Source organism: Nocardiopsis nanhaiensis (genome assembly GCF_054778635.1).
The window spans coordinates 26,719-43,616 of sequence record NZ_BAAGZJ010000045.1 but is presented as its reverse complement, the minus strand read 5'-3'; the positions used below and the strand labels follow the sequence as shown (position 1 = coordinate 43,616).

Genomic DNA, 16,898 nt, shown 5'->3' with positions numbered 1-16,898 from the left:
GCGACCAAGCACCCCGGCTCGTCGTGGTCGGGGAGAACGTGATGGACCTGCTGCCCACCCGGCACGGCCCCGACGTCCTACGGGCCGCGCCCGGAGGCGGTCCGGCCAACACGGCGGTGTCCGCCACCCGGCTCGGCCTGCCGACCCGCCTGCTCGCCCGGATCGGCTCCGACGGTTTCGGAGAGCTCATCCGGGACCGGCTCCTCGCCGAAGGGCTGGACCCTTCGGGCCTGGTCGCCGCGGGAGAACCGTCGGCGTTGGCCCTGGCGACGCTGGCCGCGGACGGTTCGGCCCGCTACGACTTCCGCATGGACGACGCCGCCGACTGGCGCTGGCTGCCGGGTGAGCTGCCGCACGCCCTGGAGCCCGAGGTCAAGGCCCTGCACGCGGCGTCGATCGCGCTGTTCCGGGAACCCGGGGCCGCCAAGATCGAGGCGATGCTGCGGCGCGAGCACAGTCGGAGGGAGGTGACCGTCACACTGGACCCCAATATCCGGGAGGACGTGATCGGCGAACCGGACACCGCTCGGGGGATGGCGCTGCGCCACGCCGCCCAGGCACACGTGGTCAAGGCCAGCGACGAGGACTTGGCCTACCTCTACCCCGGACTCTCACCGGAGGGTGCCGCGCACTCCCTCGCCGCACTCGGTCCGGCACTGGTCGTGGTCACCCGCGGCGGGGAGGGCTCGTTCGCCCTGTCCCACGGGGTAGCGGCCTCGGTCCCTGCCCCGGAGGCGGAGGTCGTCGACACCGTGGGTGCGGGGGACTCCTTCATGGGTGCCCTCCTGCGGAGGCTGGACCTGGACGGCCGCCTGGGGGACGCCCCGCGGGAGCGCCTGACGGGGCTCACTGAGGCCGACCTAGAGAACCTGCTGGCCTACGCGGCCGCCGCGGCCGCGTACACGGTCACCCGCGAGGGCGCCGACCCGCCCACGGAAGAGGAACTGCGCGCGCGGACCGCCGACCGCGGAACCTCCCCCGGAGCCGGCCGCAGTGCCGACCGGCAGGAGGAACGGGCCGGAAGCTAGCTTGGCCCTCGGCGGCAACGCCCTGAAGAGGCAGAGAAGCTCCCTCTTGAGCGAAATGCCGTCTTTGTCGGTTTCGCGGGTGAGGTGTTCCCCGCACGTTACGTCTTGATAACTGCGGGAGGGTGCGGAACCCGGATGTGAAGAGCTTCCACTGGCCGCCTGGCGAGTGAGTGGAGTCACATTCCGTGGCGCAGGAATCCCAGGTGAACACCGGGTTCCGCGGCCCTCCAGGGCACTCGCGGGGGCATCCGCAACCCCCGCCGAACCCCTCGCACGCGTACCCCGTGCGAGTCCGTGCGGGCATCGGTGAAACCACCAGTGTGCCCCCACAGACCTGCCGTAACGGGGCGGCGCTGTGAAACTGTGAGCTACATGACAGGCAGGTACACAGAGTCCCAGAGCACACGCCTCCGGGGCCGGGACGCTGAACAGCGGATCCTCGCCGACGCCCTAGGCGACGCGAGGTCCGCGCGCGGCGCGTCCGTACTCCTCTCGGGCGGCCCGGGCCGCGGGAAGAGCACCCTCCTCGAACACGCCCGTAACACCGCAAGTGGTTTCACCGTCCTCCACGTCGGCGGTGTCGCCGACGAAGCCGACTTCCCCCTCTCCGGACTCCACCGCCTCCTCCTCCCCGTGGAGTCCGTGGTCTCCCGGCTCCCCGAGGCCCGCAGGTCCCTTCTGCGCACCGCGCTCACCCAGGGCGGTGTCGCCGACGCCGACCGCTTCGCCCTCTACACCGCACTCCTCGAACTCCTCTCCCTCCTTGGTGCGGACCGGCCCCTCCTGCTCTGCGTGGACGACGCCGACCTGCTTGACGGCGCCTCCCTCGACGCACTGGCCTTCGTGGCCCGCCGCGTCACCGGTACCCCCGTAGCCGCGGTGTTCGCCGCGCGTGAGGGTCGCGGCAAACCCCGGGACCACCGGCGGGCCGAACCGGAGGACGGCTCTGAAGCCTCCCTCGTCCCCGGGGTGGCCGTGCACACCCTCCACCCGTTGGAGGACCGCGCGGTACACGACGTCCTCACCGACCGGGCCCCCGCCCATCTCGCCTCCGCGGTCCGCTCCGCACTGGTCCGTGCCGCCCACGGCAACCCCGCCGCGGTCCTCGGCTTCCTGGACGCCCTGACCACCGCGCAGGTCCAGGGCGAGCGGCCCCTCGCCGAGCCGCTGCCCCTCACCGTCCGCCTGCGCTCGGCCCTGCTCGCCCCCTACCGCGCACTGCCCGGGGACGCCCGTCACATCCTCCTGCTGAGCGCCCTCGCCGCGGACCACGGAACGCACCTCCTGCTCGACGCGGCGGGAGGTGCGGGCACGTCCCTGTCCGTGTCCACCTTGGAACCCGCAGAGGAGCGCGGCCTGGTGCGGGTGGACGGCGACGCCGTGGTCTTCACCGACCCGCTCCTGCGCGAGGCCATCATCCAGGGCACCCCCGCGGGCCGCCTGCGCGAGGCCCACCGAGCCCTGGCCGGGGTCACCGACCGCGAGTACTCACCGGTCGAGTTCGGCCGACACACCGCCTGCGGGGCCGATGCCCCCGACGAGGCGCTCGCCGACGACGTAGCGCAGGCCGCCCGGCGGGCCAAACGCTTGGAAGGGCCCCTCCCGGCCTCCCACACCAACGAGCGCGCCGCGGCGCTCACCCCCGACCAAGACGAGCGCACCTGCCGCCTCGCCACCGCTTCCTTCGAGGCCTATGTCGCGGGCGAGTCCGGGCGCGCCGCCCGCCTGCTGGAACGGGCCCGACCGCTTGCCGTCTCGGACCGCCGCCAGGCCACCGTCGCCCTTATCGAAGCCGAGTTCGAGATGCGCGACTCCAACGCGATCGACACGGCGGAGCGGCTCCTGGAGATCGGCAAGGACCTGATCCCGCACGACCGGAACCTCGCCCTGCGCGCGCTCGTCCGCTCCGCCGACAGCGCCTCGTTCGCCGGTGACCCGGTCCGCCACGGCCGGGCGTCAGAACTCGCCGTCCCCCTGGTCCGGCCGGACGACCCGGCCTCGATGCGGCTGATGGCGGCTTTCCTGGACGGGTGCACCATCTCCTTCCGGGGCGATTACGTGAACTCCACCCCGCTGCTGCGCGAAGCGGTCCGGTTGTCGCACGAGATGACCGCGCCATCGGAGATGGTGTGGGCGGGCATCTGCGGTCTACGGCTGGGTGACGCGCCCTATGTCCGCACCATCACCACGCGCGCAGTCGAGGCGGCCCGATACCGCGGCGAGCACGCCTTCGTCCCGTCGGCCCAGGCGTTCCTCGTCTTCTCCGAGTTCTGGAGCGGCCGCTTCCCGTCCGCGGCGGGCACCGCCCTGTCCGGCCTGCGCGCCTCCCGAGAGTCCGGCCAGTCCATCTGGGCCACCCAGAACCTGGCGTCGCTGGCGATGATCGCCGCGATCCAGGGCGACATCGACACCTGCCGTATCCGGGCGCGCGCGGTCACCGCCCAAGCGGGCGAGAACAGCCTCGGCCTGTCCTCGGCCCTGGCCGCCTGGGCGCTGGCCGTCCTGGAGCTCTCGCGCGGCAACGCGGCCGAGGCCTTCTTCCGGTTGCGCTCCCTGGTGCACGCCGGGCCCGGGCACGGCCACCCCACCATGCGCCTGCTCACCGCACCGCACTTCGTGGAGGCAGCTGTCCGCATGGGTGAGACCGAGTGGGCCAGCGCCTCCCTGGCCGGGTACCGCCGCTGGGCCGAGGCCGTGGACAGTCCGAGCACGCTGGCCCTGGCCGCGCGCGGGGACGGCCTCCTCGCCGGCGGAGACGAGGCGGCGGACCACTTCGAGACCGCGCTGGCCCTGCACCGGGCCTGCGGAGACGACGACGTCGAACACGCACGCACCCAGCTGCTCTTCGGCGCTTTCCTGCGGCGGGCCCGCCTACCCGGACGGGCCCGCGAGCACCTGTACAACGCGCTCGAGACCTTCGAGCGCTTCGGTGCCCGGCTGTGGGTCAGACAGACCCGTGCCGAGCTGCGCGCCATCGGTACCGCCGAGCGCAGCCCCGACCCCCCGTCCGAGGGCGAGCTGACCGCTCAGCAGCAGCAGATCGCCCGGCTGGTGGCGGAGGGTGCGACCAACCGAGAGGTGGCCGCGCACATGTTCATCAGCCCGCGCACCGTGGAGCACCACCTGCGCGGCATCTTCCGCAAGCTCAACATCAGGTCCCGGGTGGACCTGGCCCGCCTCCTCAACTGAAACTCCCCCTGGGGGACCGGACGCGATGGCGCGGACGGGCAACCATGTCATACCAACTAGTCGGTACGGGTCTTCTGGTCGCAACCGCGAGAAAGGCAGTCATGACAACGACCGCACCGGAGCATCTCCTGAGAGCGGACGGGGTGACCGTGCGCTTCGGAGGCCTCACCGCGCTCGACAACGTCGGGCTCCAGGTCAAACCGGGATCCGTTGTCGGCCTCATCGGCCCCAACGGAGCGGGTAAGACGACGCTCTTCAACGTCCTGTCCGGCATCCTGCACCCCACCACCGGATCCATCCACTGGAAGGGTCAGGCCCCGCCCGGACGCCGCGCCCACCACCTCGCCAAGGCCGGGATCGCCCGCACCTTCCAAGGCCTCAACCTCTTCCCGCTGATGCCGGTCATCTGGAACGTCATGGTCGGCGCCGACCGCACCGCCAAAGGCGGGGCGTTCTCTCTGATCAGCGGATTGGGGAAGCACCACCGTGACGAGCAGGAACTCAAACTGCGCGCCATGGCCACCCTGGAGCGGTTCGGCATCGCCGAGTACGCGCTCCGCCTGCCCGGCACCCTGCCCTACGGCGTGCAGAAGCAGGTCGCCCTCGCCCGTGCCTGCGTCAGCCAGCCCGAGCTCCTGCTCCTGGACGAACCGGCCAGCGGCCTGTCCGGCCAGCAGATGGACACACTCGCCCAACAGATCCGCGGCTTCAGCCAGGACATGGCGGTCGTGCTCGTGGAACACCACATGGACCTGGTCATGGAGGTCTGCGACCACATCGTCGTGCTCAACTTCGGCAAGGTCATCTCCAGCGGGACACCGGAGGAGGTCCAGGCCGACCCCGCCGTCACCCAGGCCTACCTCGGCACACCCGCCACCGACGGGCCCTCCGACGGGAGCCCGGTCGTCGTCGACCTCGCAAACGGCAACGGCAACGGGAACGGAGCGGCCCGATGAGCAGTGAAACCCTGGACAACCGGGCCCGGAGCAACGGGTCGGCGAACGGCGAGACGCTGCTCAGCGTCGAGAACCTCAGCGCCTCCTACGGGCCCATCAAAGCCCTCGACGACGTCTCCCTCGGCATTCCAGAGCAGGGGCTGTGCGCCGTGCTCGGCGCCAACGGCGCGGGCAAGAGCACGCTGCTCCGAACGCTCACCGGGCTGCACCGCGCGAGTTCGGGCCGGGTCCTGCTCGCCGGGGAGGACATCACCCGCCTGCCCGTGGAGAAGGTGATCACCCGCGGACTCGCCCACGTCCCCGAGGGCGGTGGCGTGATCGTCGAGCTCACCGTGGAGGAGAACCTGCGCCTGGGCGCCCTGTGGCGCTCCGACCGGCGCGACCGCACCACGTTCGACGAGGTCATGGACCTCTTTCCGCCCCTGGTGGAACGGCGCGGCAAGACCGCCAGCACCCTCTCCGGTGGTGAGCGCCAGATGCTCGCGATCGGCCGTGCGCTCATGGCCCGGCCCAAGGTGCTGCTCCTGGACGAACCCTCGCTCGGACTCGCGCCCATGATCACCAAGCAGATCTTCACGCTGCTGCGCGACCTGCGGGACCGAACCGGCCTCACCGTCGTGCTCGTCGAGCAGAACGCCGCCGGTGCCCTGTCCGTCACGGACCACGGCTACGTCCTCAACCAGGGAAGCATCGCCGCGGAGGGCCCCTCCGAAGGACTCCTGGCCGACGACCGCACGCGCCACGCCTACCTCGGCTTCTGAGGGAGACCGCCATGAACTACTTCATCACCCTGACCCTCAACGGGTTGGCGTCCGGGGCGGCCTACGCCGCGCTGGCGCTCTCCCTGGTCATCATCTACCAAGCGACCCGGCTGGTGAACTTCGCCCAGCCCGCCCTCGCTCTGCTGTCGGTGTACACCGCCTACACGGTCACCCAGCTCACCGGTTCCTACTGGATCGGCTTCGCCGCGGCCCTCGCCACGGGCCTGCTCGTCGGCTCGTTCGTGGAACGCGTGGTCGTCCGGCCGATCGCCCGCAAGTCCCAGCTCAACGCCATCATCGTGACCCTCGGCCTCCTCTTGGTGGTCCAGGGCGGGGTCGGCATGATCTGGGGCAACGAACAGCACGGCCTCGGCTACGCGTTCAGTTACGTGGGCCGGTTCTCACCCGCGGACGTGTTCGCCTTGGCCGCCGTGGCCGTGGCCGCCCTCCTGGTCTTCGCCCTGTACCGGTTCACGCCGCTTGGACTGCGAATGCGTGCCGCCGCCTTCCATCCGGAGGCCGCGCGGCTCAGCGGTGTGAAGGTCGGCCTGATGCTCACCGCCGGATGGGGCATCGCCTCCCTCATCGGCGCGCTCGCGGGCATGCTCGCCGGGCCGCCGTTCATCTACCCGAACGTCTTCGACGTCGTGTTCGTCTTCGGTATCACCGCGGCGGTGGTCGGCGGCCTGGACAACCCCTTCGGCGCCATCGTCGGGGGGCTGCTCATCGGCCTGGGCGGGTCGTACGTGTCCGGTTACGCCGGTCCCGAACTGGCGACCCTCTCCGCCCTCGCCATCGTCGTCATCGTCCTGAGCGTGCGCCCCGACGGCATCCTGTCCCGACCGACCGCGCGAAAGGTGTAGCCAGTCATGACCTCGCCCACCAGACAGCGCGAAGAGCGCTCCAGCACCTCCGGGGCCGGGGCGGCACCGCCCCGGATTCCGAAGACCTCCCGTTGGGCCTCGCTGCCCCTGCCCGCGCGGCACCTGATCCTGGCCGCGCTGGGACTGGCCGCCGTCACCGGACTGCTGTCCGTGACCGGCGACCTCACCGCGCTCCGGGTCGCCGCCATCGGCTACACGATGCTCGCCATCGCCGGACTGCAGCTGCTCGTCGGCGGATCAGGCCAGGTCTCCCTCGGGCACGGCGCGTTCATGATGATCGGCGCGTACGCGATGGCGCTGCTCGTCCTGCACCAGCCGGCACTGCCGCTCGCCGCCAACCTGGGCATCATCGTCCTGGTATCCATCGTGGCGGGTATCGCGGTCGGCGCGGCCACCGCCCGCCTGCACGGGCCCTACCTCGCCGGTGCCACGCTCATCCTCGCCGTCGGACTGCCCGGGCTCACGCACCGCTACCACGACTTCCTCGGCGGTAGCAACGGCCTGAACATCCGCACCGCCGGCGTCCCGCCCTTCCTCGACGGCATCGTCACCACCAGTGAGTGGCGGGCCCTGGTCGTGTGGACCACGGTCGTCATCGGCCTGGCCGTGCTCGCCACGATCTCCGCCGGACGCCTCGGACGCCGTATGCGGGCCATCCGCGACGACGAGACCGCCGCCGCGATGGCGGGCATCCCGGTCGGTAAGACCAAGGTCGTGGCCTTCGTCATCGCTTCCACCGCGGGCGGCCTGGCCGGCGGTCTCCAGGCCTACGTGCTGGGCAACGTCACGCCCAGCAGCTTCACCCTGGTGCTTTCCCTGACCCTGCTCGCCGCCCTCGTCCTCGGCGGCATCGGCAGTCTGTGGGGTGCCCTGTGGGCCGCGATCGCCATCGTCTACCTGGAGATCTGGGCCACCGATCTGGCCCGCGCCATGAACCTGACCCGCGACGCCGAGAACAACCTGCCCATCGTGTTCTTCGGTGTCGTGCTCATCCTCGTCCTGCGCTTCTGGCCCTTGGGAATCCACGGCGCGCTCCAAAGCATCAGAGACCGGCTCAGAGGACGCGGCACCTCCTCTTGACCCACACCCCCCAGTTAAGGAGAAAACCATGCGAACACGCAGTGGAACACGGGGCCTCTTGGCCATAGGACTAGCCCTGGTCTTGCTGGCCACCGCCTGCACCGGTGCAGGCGAGGCCGGAGACGGCGCCGACACCGACCTGGACGTCTCACCGGGCGTCACCGACGACAGTGTCGTCATCGGAACCCACCAACCCCTGACCGGGCCGGCAGCACCCGGATACCTCGCGGTCTCCCAAGGGGCGAGTGCGGTGTTCGAGTACGTCAACGCCCAAGGCGGTGTGAACGGCCGGGAGATCGACTTCCGGGTCGAGGACGACATGTACGACCCCTCACAGACCATCGACGTCACCCGCGAACTGGTCATCGAGGACGAGATCTTCGCGATGATGGGAGGGCTGGGAACACCCACGCACGGCGGTGTCCTCGACTACCTCAACGACGAGGGCGTCCCCGACATCTTCCCGTCCTCCGGGGCTCTGGCCTGGAACAACCCGGAGGAGCACCCGCTCACCTACGGCTGGCAGACCGACTACACCAAGGAAGCGAAGATCCAGGGCGAGTACATCGCCGAGCACTTCGCCGGGGACAGCGTCGGTTACCTGTACCAGAACGACGACATCGGCGAGGACTCCCAAGCCGGGCTCGACCAGTACCTCAGTGACGAGGTCGTCGCCCGTGAACACTACGAGTCCGAGGTCACCGACCTGAGCTCGCAGATGGCCGAGATGGACGACGCCGACGCCGACGTGGTCGTGTGCTCCTGCATCCCGGCGTTCGCCGCCCTGGGGATGCTGGAGGCCGCCCGGATCGGCTACGAGCCCCAGTGGGTGATCTCGAGCATCGGCGGTGACACCGCGACACTCCAGGGGCTCCTCGCCGAGTTCTCGGAGGATACCGATGCCGAGGATGTCCCGGCCGACGCCTTCCTGGACGGCGCGATCGTCACGAGCTACATGCCCCGCGTGGAGGACGACGACGACGAGTGGGCACAGCACTTCCTGTCGATCTACGAGGAGCACGGCGACGACGACATGCCCACCAACACGACCATGTTCGGCATGACCCAGGCCGTCATGTTCGCCCAGGTGCTCAAGTCCGCGGGTGAGGACCTCACCCGCCAGTCGCTGATCGACGCCCTTGAGGAGCAGGAGTGGCAGGGGCCCGGTTTCACCCCCTTCGCCTCCAGCGACGGTGACCACGGCGGCCACGAAGGCGTGTACGTCGTCCAGTACGAGGCAGGTGGCGACATCGACATGGTCCAGGGTCCGCGGGTGACCGACCGTGAGGGAGGCCCCATCGAGGAGGTCGACTTCGAGCGGCTCAGCCCCGAGGAACTGCCCTTCCACGACTAGACCGTTGAGGGGTTGTGCGAGGCGCACCTGAACCCGCTTGAGTGCGGGAAAGGGCGTCCAGGACAGTCATGGAGACTGGCCTGGACGCCCTTCTTGGTGCAATCGACGTCCCGTGAACACGCGCACGGTGCTTCCGCGGACACGTGCGGGCTTGGTCTGATCCGGTGGAGGGGCGGGGCAGCAAGTGGAGTGCGGAGCCGGCCGAGGTGATGGAGGTTGGCGCTGGTGCGCCAAGTGGCAAGCGACAGGCGGTAGGTGACTGGTGGTGGGGGTCCCCGCCGTGCCGGGTAGGGAAGTGAGGGGGATTCCCCGGCGTGCCGGTAGGGGTCTGAGCGGTGCGTATCCTGCCGTGCCGGTAGGTAGGTAGGTGGTGGTTCCCGCCGTGCCGGTGGGCGGGTGCGGGCAGCGTTCCCCGCCGTCGTGTCACCGTGACCGCCACGCCTCGCGCGTGAAGGCCGTACGTCCTCGCTTCGCCGGGTGCGCGCTCCGCCTTGACCCGTTGCGAAGCGAGGACACGGGACCGGACGGACACACACGGGCGGCGGCCCGGAGGGAGTTCCCTCCGGGCCGCCGCCTGTACGGGTCGGGGATCAGCCGTCGTGCGGGCAGGAGTCCCGGTAGTCGGAGAAGTCCGTGCCGATGCCGGTGTCGGGCGCCGGGCAGAGGAACTGCTCGTAGCGCTCGTCGTCGTCGACGAACCGCTTCAGCCAAGAGATGCTGTACTTCGCGATGGCGTCGTTGGAGAAGTTCGGCGCGAAGTGGCTCGCGTTGCGGAGTTCCAGGTACGCGGTGTCGAGCGACTCGGGCAGGCTCTCGTACATGGGGATGGCGTGTGAGCGCACGGACGCGGTGACGTCGTTCTCAGCGCCGACGATCAGGGTCGGTGTCTCCACGCTGGACCAGTTGTTGCTGGTGTGCCAGGGCGTCAGCGGGATCGCTGCTTGCAGCTCCGGCCTGTCGTCGATGGCGGCCAGGGTGCCGCCACCGCCCATCGAGTGCCCCATGACGGCCATGCGCTCGCTGTCCACGATGTCGCTGACGTCGCTGCTGTCGGCCAGGTAGTCCAGGGCGGACTCCATCTGGCGGCCCCGGCTGTTGGGCTGGTCGAAGCGGGTGTTGGTGTCGATGGTGAACACCACGAAGCCCTGCGAGGCGAGGCGTTCGCCGTACCAGGACATGGTCGACTGGCCCGCCGTGTAGCCGGGTGAGATGACCACCCCGCCGAAAGTGCCCTCGCTGTCGTCGGTCGGGTAGTAGATGGTGCCGCCGCCGAAGCCGCTCACCAGGGAGGACACGCTTTCGCTGTCCGTGTCGAAGTGCCCGGTCGGCGCGGTGACGCTCTCCTCAGTGGGGTCCGGCCCGCGCTCGTGGGGGTTCTCGGCGTGTGCGGGGGCCACTGCGGCGCCGGCGCCGAGCAGGGACAGTCCCAGGACCATCGCGGACTTCGCGGCGACCGCGGAGACCCAGCCCCGGTTCCGGGGAGCGGGGGACGGTGAGGGGGTGGGGGACGGGGGGAGGGGATTATCGGTACGCACGTTTAATTCCTTATCTCGTGCAGCGGGAATCCACGGTTTTTCCAGATTCCGTGAATCGTGCCCAGCAATGGGCGCTGACCAGATCGGTCACCTTCTCGCCCTTGCCTATGGGGCGTGCGTTCACTATGAAGTCCGTTGTGTGAACGTGCATCCGTTGAACCACCAGTGTTTGTGTCGGTCCAGTTCAGGCGTGCGTTCTCATCCTTTTCGCTGGTTCCGGTTGGTTCGTTGCGGCGTTTCCCGTGACCGCACCTCGGGCAGGGGCGGACGTACGGACGGCCGCGGAGAGGGACGGAGCAGTTTCCGGGGCGGAGGGGAGCCCGGAAACCCGCCCCTGTCGTCGGCCGCGGCGGGGAGTGGAAGACGGTCCTTCGGCTCGAGCCGAAGGACCGGAAACGAGAGGGGTACGGGGATGAGGATCGGCTACAAGCTGTTCGCCGAGGGGTACGGCCCCCGGGAGATCGTGGAGCAGGCGGTCCGGGCGGAACGGGCCGGGTTCGACTTCGTCGAGGTCAGTGACCACTTCCATCCCTGGCTTTTCAGCCACCAGCACTCCGGGTTCGTGTGGTCGATGCTGGCCGCGATCGCCGAGCGGACCGAACGGATCGGACTCGCCACCGGGGTCACCTGCCCGATCCTGCGGATCCACCCCGCGATCGTCGCGCAGGCGGCCGCCACCACGGCGCTACTCTCTGACGGTCGGTTCACACTGGGTCTGGGTTCGGGGGAGCGGCTCAACGAGCACGTGGTGGGCAAGGGCTGGCCCAGCGCGACCACACGCCACGAGATGCTGCGTGAGGCGATCACCATCATCCGCATGCTGTGGGCGGGCGGGTACCAGTCTTTCGAGGGAAAGCACCTGGTCCTTGAGGACGCCCGGGTGTTCGACCTGCCGGAGGAACCGCCGCCGATCGCCGTCGCCGCGGGGGGTGAGCGGTCCGCCGAGCTCGCGGCCGAGTTCGGTGACGGCCTCTTCGGCACCGAACCCAGCCCGGCACTGACCCGCGCCTACCGCGACGTGGGCGGTGCGGGCCCCACCTACGGTGAGGTGCCGCTCGCCTGGGCCGCCGACGACGGCACGGCGCTGGAGTCCGCTCGGAACCTGTTCCGCTTCGGGCTCACCGGCTGGAAGGTCCAGTCCGAACTGCCCAACCCGGTGAACTTCGAAGCGGCGACCGCCCTGATCGACACCGGTGACATGGCGGATGCCTTCGGCTACGGCCCCGACCCCGAACGCCACTTGAGCGCGGTCCGCCAGTTCGTCGACGCCGGGTTCGACCACCCGGTCCTGATCAACGCGGGGCCGGACCCCGAGGGGTTCTTCACCTTCTTCGAGGAAGAGCTGGCGGAGCCCGTTCGGAAGATGGTCCCGCCGGACCCGCACGGCTGAGCGGGGTTCACCGCGCCAGGTTGCGCCACCACTTGAGCAGCTTTCCGAGCAGGTCCTCTGGCGGTTGCTCCTCCTCGGCCGCGGGGTGGATCTGCTCCATCTGCTCGGTTCGGGCCGGGGCCGGGTCGCTCGGCCTGCCGGGGCGGAAGGAGACGGGGAGTTCCCGCAACCCGTGCAGGAACGGGGAGGTCGCCCTGCGCAGTTCCTCCGGGGGTACCGACAGGCGCAGTTCGGCGAGCCGTTCCTGGAGCACGCTCACCCCGGTCGAGGCCACCATTCGGCCCAGTGAGCGGGCGGGGCAGCTGTGCGGTCCGGCACCCAGCGACAGGTGGGCCCGGCTGCCGCTGGCCAGACCGGTGTCGGGGTCAGACTGGCCCTTCCGGACGGCGGGGTCCTGGTGCGCCGCGACGGTCCCGATGTACAGGGCGTCGCCCGCGCGGATCAGTGTGTCGCCGATCCGCACGTCCTGGAGCGCGATCCGCCCGGCCATGAGTTGGAGGGGCGGTTCCGTCCACATGACGTGGTCGAGGAGGTCGTTGGTGGACAGGCGCGCGTCGGTGTGGGCGGAGCGGATGCGGCTGTCAGTGAGCAACGTGCGCATGGTGTTGCCGATGAGGTGGGTGGTGGTCATGTGGCCGGCACTGACGAGGAGGGAGGCCTGGTGGGCGAGCTCGTGCGGGGTCAGTCCCGCGGGGTGTCCGATCATCCAGCTGGCCAGGTCGGGGCCGGGTTCTTCGGCTTTGCGGGCCACCAAGCCGGCGAAGTACTGCTGCATCCGCACGATGGTGTCTTCGGTGAGCTCGGTGTCCTCGCTGAAGATGGCGGTGGTGAGGTCGCCGAGCATGTAGCCGTAGCTGTCGGGGAGCCCGAAGAGCCGGTTGATCACCAGGATGGGCAGCTTGGCCGCGTACTCGCCGATCAGGTCGGCACTGCCGCTGGCCGTGAACGTGTCGACCAGGTCGTTGGCGATCCGGCGTGCGTCACGGCCCATGGCGGTCAGGTCGACCCTGGCCATGCCGTCCAGGACGGGGGCGCGCAGCCGGGTGTGTTCGGCCCCGTCCACGAAGAGGGCGTTGGGAAGCCACGTCATCAGGGGGACGGTCTTGTCGAGGTCGACGAGGCCGTCGACGGCCGCGCTCCAGTTGCGGGTGTCCCGGGTGAACAACCGCGGTTGCTGGAGGGCGGTGAGGTTCTCCTGGTATCCGAGCAGCACCCAGGCGCGCACCCCGGGCTCCAGTTCGACCGGGGCCACGGGCCCGTGCTGTGCGCGCAGTTGGTGCCACAGGTGTTCGCGTCCGTGGGGCGGCGTGGGCTCGTAGAGGCGGGTCACGCCGGCGGGGCAGACCTGGTTGGCGGGGGAACCGTGTTCCGTGCCGGGTCGGGTGGCGGTCATGTCGGGTGCGCGGGCCCGCGGGGGAGGATCGCGGGGCCGCTTCCCTCCCTTCGAGGGGAACGGGGGCAGTGCCGTGGCGAGTGGAAGGGGAAAGCGGGGCACCCGGAAACAGGGCGACACGGTGGACGGGGAAGTGACCACCTCGGTCGTGGCATTCTAGGTTCACCGGATCCGCTTTTTCAACACAGGGAAAATTCGGCCGGTTCTGTTTCCGGCCGAATAGTTCTTATTTCTTTTTTGTCAGGGCCTGTGGCGTCGGGGTGCGGATCGCCCCGGATTGTCAGTGGTGCTCTCTAGGGTTGTCTGTGTGAGCGATCGATGGAGTACCGAAGAAGTCTGGGCTCTGGCGCCGGACCCCTCATCACACAGGGCCGCTCTCAAGGTGGCCAAGGCGGCGTCGTGGCCCCAGTCCGGGGTGGTCGCCGAGAACGGTCGGCCCTCCGCCGTCTGGGGCGAGTGCAAGGGGAGCGGGGCCAAGCCCTACCTGGCCGCCGTGCACCTGGACGGGGACCGGGGGCCCGCCTACAAGTGCGGCTGTCCCAGCCGCAAGATCCCCTGCAAGCACGTGCTCGCCCTGCTCGCGCTATGGAGCCGGGGCGAGGTGTCCGACCGCGAGGCTCGGCCCGAGTGGGTCGCGAAGTGGCTCTCCGCCCGCGTCGCCCGCCAGGAGCGCGCGGCGGAGGGCCCGTCGGCCCCGGCGGCCCCGGAGAAGGCCGCCGCCACTCTCCGGGCCAGGGAACAGGCGGTCACCTCCGGGTTGGAGGAGCTCCGGCTGTGGTTGCACGACCAGGTCGACAGCGGTCTCGCCGAGGTCCCCGAACTCGGCTACGACCACTGGGACCGCATGGCCAAGCGCCTGGTGGACGCTAAGGCGGGCGGGGCCGCGGCCCTGGTCACCCAGCTGCCCCAGGGCGGCGGCGCGGACAGCTGGCCGACCCGCCTCCTGGAACGCCTGGGCCTGCTCCACCTGCTGGTCGACGGCTACCTCGCCGGGGAAGCGGTGGAACCCCGGACCCGCGCCGTGCTGCGCTCCAGGGTGGGCATCAGCACACGGACGGAGGAGGTGCTGTCCTCGGGTGAACGGGTCCGGGACACCTGGCGGGTCCTCGGTCACCGGGACGGTCTCACCCCCGACGGCATGCGCGTCCGCCGGACCTGGCTGCGCGGGGCCGCCACGGGCCGCTGGGCCCTCTCCCTGGCCTACGCCCGCCCCACGCAGACCCCCGACGCCCCCTTCCGGGCCGGAACCGAGGCCGCCGGCGAACTAGCCTTCCACCCGGACGGGCGGAGGGCCGTACGGGCAGGTGCGATGGCCGAGGCCCCCGTGTCGGCGCCGCCCGGGGGCGCTGTCGACCACGCCCTGGACACCTACGCCGCCGCCGTGGCCGAGGACCCCTGGCTGGATGCCTGGCCGATGGTGCTGGCTGAAGCGGCCCCCGCCCGGGCCGACGGCTGGCACCTGGCCGACCCGACGGGTGCCTCGCTGCCCATGGACACCGGGGAGTTGTGGCGACTCCTGGCGGTCACCGGCGGCCGACCCGCCACGGTCGCCGCGGAATGGTCGCCGGGCACCGGACTGAGCCCGATGACCGTGTGGGACGCCGACGGAAAGGCGCACGCCCTGTGAACCACCCCGAAACCCCCGTTACCGAGGCCCCCGTTACCGAGCACGGCGCCGGGCACGAGGTCCCGGCGGCCCCCTCCTGGGAGGGTCTGGTGTCCACCGCGCTGGTCGGCACCGCACGCCGCGCCGTCCCCACATCGGCCGCCCCTACACCGACCGGCCCGTCTGAGTCGGCCGTTCCGCCTGGGCCGGCCGCCGCGCCGGAATCGGCCGGACTGCCGGAGCGGTACCGAGAGGGCGCCCCCGCCCTGCTCGCCCTGGCCGCGGTGGAGACCGTGCGCGCCCGTGCCGGGTACACGGCGCACACCGCCGAACCCGTCACCCCCGATGCCCCCGACCCGCGGCCCCCGGCCGGTGCGGCCGCCACCCACCGGCTCGACGTCATCCTCGCGGACCGCCCGGAACTGCTGCCCGAATGGCTGGACCACGCCGTCCGCGGCGGCCGCCGGGTCAGCCACGCCCAGATCCCCGAACTTCTCGAACGGGCCTCCCGGGACAGCGAGCTGCGCCCCACCGCCGCCCTCGCCGCGGGAGCTCGGGGCGCCTGGCTGGCCGCGTTCAACCGGGCCTGGGCCTTCGCCGCCCGTGAACCCCTGCCCACCGACCGCTTCACCCAGCGGGCCTGGGACGAGGGCACCCCCGCCGAGCGGCGCCGGGCCCTCTTCGCCCTCCGCGCCACCGACCCCGCCGCCGCCCGGGACCTCCTTGCGGCCGCCTGGCCACGGGAGAGCAAGGGGGACGAGCGGCGCGGGCTCCTGGAGTCCCTGCGGGTCAACCTCGGCCACGACGACGAGGAGGTCCTCGACCGGGCCCTGGACGACCGCAACGCCAACGTGCGGGGCCTCGCCCTGGCCCTGCTCACCCGCCTGCCCGACAGCGCGCACGCCCACCGGCTCCGCGGATACCTGCGCGAACACGTGCGGCGCGATCCCAGCCCGCGCTGCCCGGTCGAGGTCACCGATGTGGACGTCCGGCGCACGGACCTCCTGCGCGACCTCGCCCTGGCGGCCCCGAAGGGCGGGCGCCGCTCCCACGACGAGTGGCGCGCGTCCCACTCCGAACACCGGGAGCGCAGCCGGGTCCTGGTCACGCACACCCCGCTGGACGTGTGGACCGACCTGCTCGGTACCGGGCCCGAAGGCGTCCTGGCGTTGGCCGCGGGAGAAGCGGAGCTGCGCGAGGCCCTCACCGACGCCGCCTGCCTGCAACGGGACCCCGCCTGGGTCCGGGCGGTCCTCGACCACCCGGGGACCGGGCTGATCCGCATGGTCGGGTCCGGGGTCCAGGATCCCCGGCGGCAGCGCATCCGGGCCCTGCTCGCCCCGCTGCCGGCCACTGAGCGGTGCGAACGCGTCCTGGCCGCGATCGGCACCGCCGGGGACCAGCACAACCTCGGCCAGACCCTCCTCGCGACCGGTGCCCCGTGGACCCGGGAGCTCTCCGAGGAGGTGGCGCGGCGGCTCGCGGAGCGGGTCGACCAGCGCGACTCGCGCGGCTACCGGTTCCTCTGCGAGGCCGCCGCCGAACACATGCCCCCCGAACACCTCGACCTCCTTCCCCCGGAACCACCCCAGCCGGAGGAGGGCCCCGCCTACCTCCGCCTCCGCGACACCCTCCGATTCCGCCTCGACATGCACAGGGAGCTCTAGCTTGACCGCCACCGGAACCGCCGCCACCAGCGCCACCACCGCCTCCGCCACCGGA

The 16,898-nt window shown here is 71.1% G+C and carries 12 protein-coding genes; 10 read left to right on the top strand and 2 right to left on the bottom strand.

What is annotated here, in order from left to right:
- Nucleotides 1-41: 41 nt before the first annotated feature.
- From ACYVD1_RS20895 to ACYVD1_RS20865, 7 genes are all read left to right on the top strand, one after another.
- Nucleotides 42-1,028, top strand: coding sequence for a carbohydrate kinase family protein (locus ACYVD1_RS20895; protein WP_460775484.1), 987 nt, complete (start codon nt 42-44; stop codon nt 1,026-1,028).
- Between the two features lie 372 nt (nt 1,029-1,400).
- Nucleotides 1,401-4,217: an AAA family ATPase gene (locus ACYVD1_RS20890; protein WP_460775434.1), complete on the top strand. Its 2,817-nt coding sequence runs from the start codon at nt 1,401-1,403 to the stop codon at nt 4,215-4,217.
- 101 nt (nt 4,218-4,318) lie between these two features.
- Nucleotides 4,319-5,173, top strand: a complete 855-nt coding sequence (locus tag ACYVD1_RS20885) for an ABC transporter ATP-binding protein (RefSeq protein ID WP_460775430.1) — start codon at nt 4,319-4,321, stop codon at nt 5,171-5,173.
- Nucleotides 5,170-5,934, top strand: a complete 765-nt coding sequence (locus ACYVD1_RS20880; protein WP_460775427.1) for an ABC transporter ATP-binding protein — start codon at nt 5,170-5,172, stop codon at nt 5,932-5,934. Before ACYVD1_RS20885 ends, ACYVD1_RS20880 begins: the two co-directional genes overlap by 4 nt.
- A gap of 11 nt (nt 5,935-5,945) precedes the next feature.
- Complete coding sequence (locus ACYVD1_RS20875; RefSeq protein ID WP_460753114.1) at nt 5,946-6,797, top strand: branched-chain amino acid ABC transporter permease; 852 nt, start codon at nt 5,946-5,948, stop codon at nt 6,795-6,797.
- A gap of 6 nt (nt 6,798-6,803) precedes the next feature.
- Nucleotides 6,804-7,898, top strand: coding sequence for a branched-chain amino acid ABC transporter permease (locus tag ACYVD1_RS20870; protein WP_460775423.1), 1,095 nt, complete (start codon nt 6,804-6,806; stop codon nt 7,896-7,898).
- A 28-nt stretch (nt 7,899-7,926) separates the two neighbouring features.
- Nucleotides 7,927-9,252: an ABC transporter substrate-binding protein gene (locus ACYVD1_RS20865; RefSeq protein WP_460775420.1), complete on the top strand. Its 1,326-nt coding sequence runs from the start codon at nt 7,927-7,929 to the stop codon at nt 9,250-9,252.
- 590 nt (nt 9,253-9,842) lie between these two features.
- On the opposite strand, the gene ACYVD1_RS20860 is transcribed toward ACYVD1_RS20865, so the two are convergent.
- Nucleotides 9,843-10,787, bottom strand: coding sequence for an alpha/beta hydrolase family protein (locus ACYVD1_RS20860; protein WP_460775417.1), 945 nt, complete (start codon nt 10,785-10,787; stop codon nt 9,843-9,845).
- 412 nt (nt 10,788-11,199) lie between these two features.
- On the opposite strand from ACYVD1_RS20860, the gene ACYVD1_RS20855 reads away from it, so the two are divergent.
- On the top strand, nt 11,200-12,177 hold the full coding sequence (locus ACYVD1_RS20855; RefSeq protein WP_460775414.1) for a TIGR03557 family F420-dependent LLM class oxidoreductase: 978 nt from the start codon (nt 11,200-11,202) through the stop codon (nt 12,175-12,177).
- Nucleotides 12,178-12,184: 7 nt separating this feature from the next.
- Here ACYVD1_RS20855 and ACYVD1_RS20850 read toward each other — a convergent pair whose 3' ends face one another.
- A complete protein-coding gene (locus ACYVD1_RS20850; protein ID WP_460775410.1) occupies nt 12,185-13,570 on the bottom strand; it encodes a cytochrome P450 family protein in 1,386 nt (461 codons plus the stop codon).
- A 382-nt stretch (nt 13,571-13,952) separates the two neighbouring features.
- Between ACYVD1_RS20850 and ACYVD1_RS20845 the strand changes: the two genes are divergently transcribed.
- Together ACYVD1_RS20845 and ACYVD1_RS20840 are read left to right on the top strand one after the other, a co-directional pair.
- Nucleotides 13,953-15,197: an SWIM zinc finger family protein gene (locus ACYVD1_RS20845; protein WP_460775482.1), complete on the top strand. Its 1,245-nt coding sequence runs from the start codon at nt 13,953-13,955 to the stop codon at nt 15,195-15,197.
- Entirely contained in the window at nt 15,194-16,843 is a 1,650-nt protein-coding gene (locus ACYVD1_RS20840; RefSeq protein WP_460775407.1) for a DUF5691 domain-containing protein, read from the top strand. Before ACYVD1_RS20845 ends, ACYVD1_RS20840 begins: the two co-directional genes overlap by 4 nt.
- Nucleotides 16,844-16,898 lie beyond the last annotated feature (55 nt).

What these genes read in the sequence shown, in the direction of transcription:
- ACYVD1_RS20895 (WP_460775484.1), top strand. Translation starts at nt 42, where the DNA reads ATGGACCTGCTGCCCACCCGGCACGGCCCCGACGTCCTACGGGCCGCG.
- ACYVD1_RS20890 (WP_460775434.1), top strand. Translation starts at nt 1,401, where the DNA reads ATGACAGGCAGGTACACAGAGTCCCAGAGCACACGCCTCCGGGGCCGG.
- ACYVD1_RS20885 (WP_460775430.1), top strand. Translation starts at nt 4,319, where the DNA reads ATGACAACGACCGCACCGGAGCATCTCCTGAGAGCGGACGGGGTGACC.
- ACYVD1_RS20880 (WP_460775427.1), top strand. Translation starts at nt 5,170, where the DNA reads ATGAGCAGTGAAACCCTGGACAACCGGGCCCGGAGCAACGGGTCGGCG.
- ACYVD1_RS20875 (WP_460753114.1), top strand. Translation starts at nt 5,946, where the DNA reads ATGAACTACTTCATCACCCTGACCCTCAACGGGTTGGCGTCCGGGGCG.
- ACYVD1_RS20870 (WP_460775423.1), top strand. Translation starts at nt 6,804, where the DNA reads ATGACCTCGCCCACCAGACAGCGCGAAGAGCGCTCCAGCACCTCCGGG.
- ACYVD1_RS20865 (WP_460775420.1), top strand. Translation starts at nt 7,927, where the DNA reads ATGCGAACACGCAGTGGAACACGGGGCCTCTTGGCCATAGGACTAGCC.
- ACYVD1_RS20855 (WP_460775414.1), top strand. Translation starts at nt 11,200, where the DNA reads ATGAGGATCGGCTACAAGCTGTTCGCCGAGGGGTACGGCCCCCGGGAG.
- ACYVD1_RS20850 (WP_460775410.1), bottom strand. Translation starts at nt 13,570, where the DNA reads ATGACCGCCACCCGACCCGGCACGGAACACGGTTCCCCCGCCAACCAG.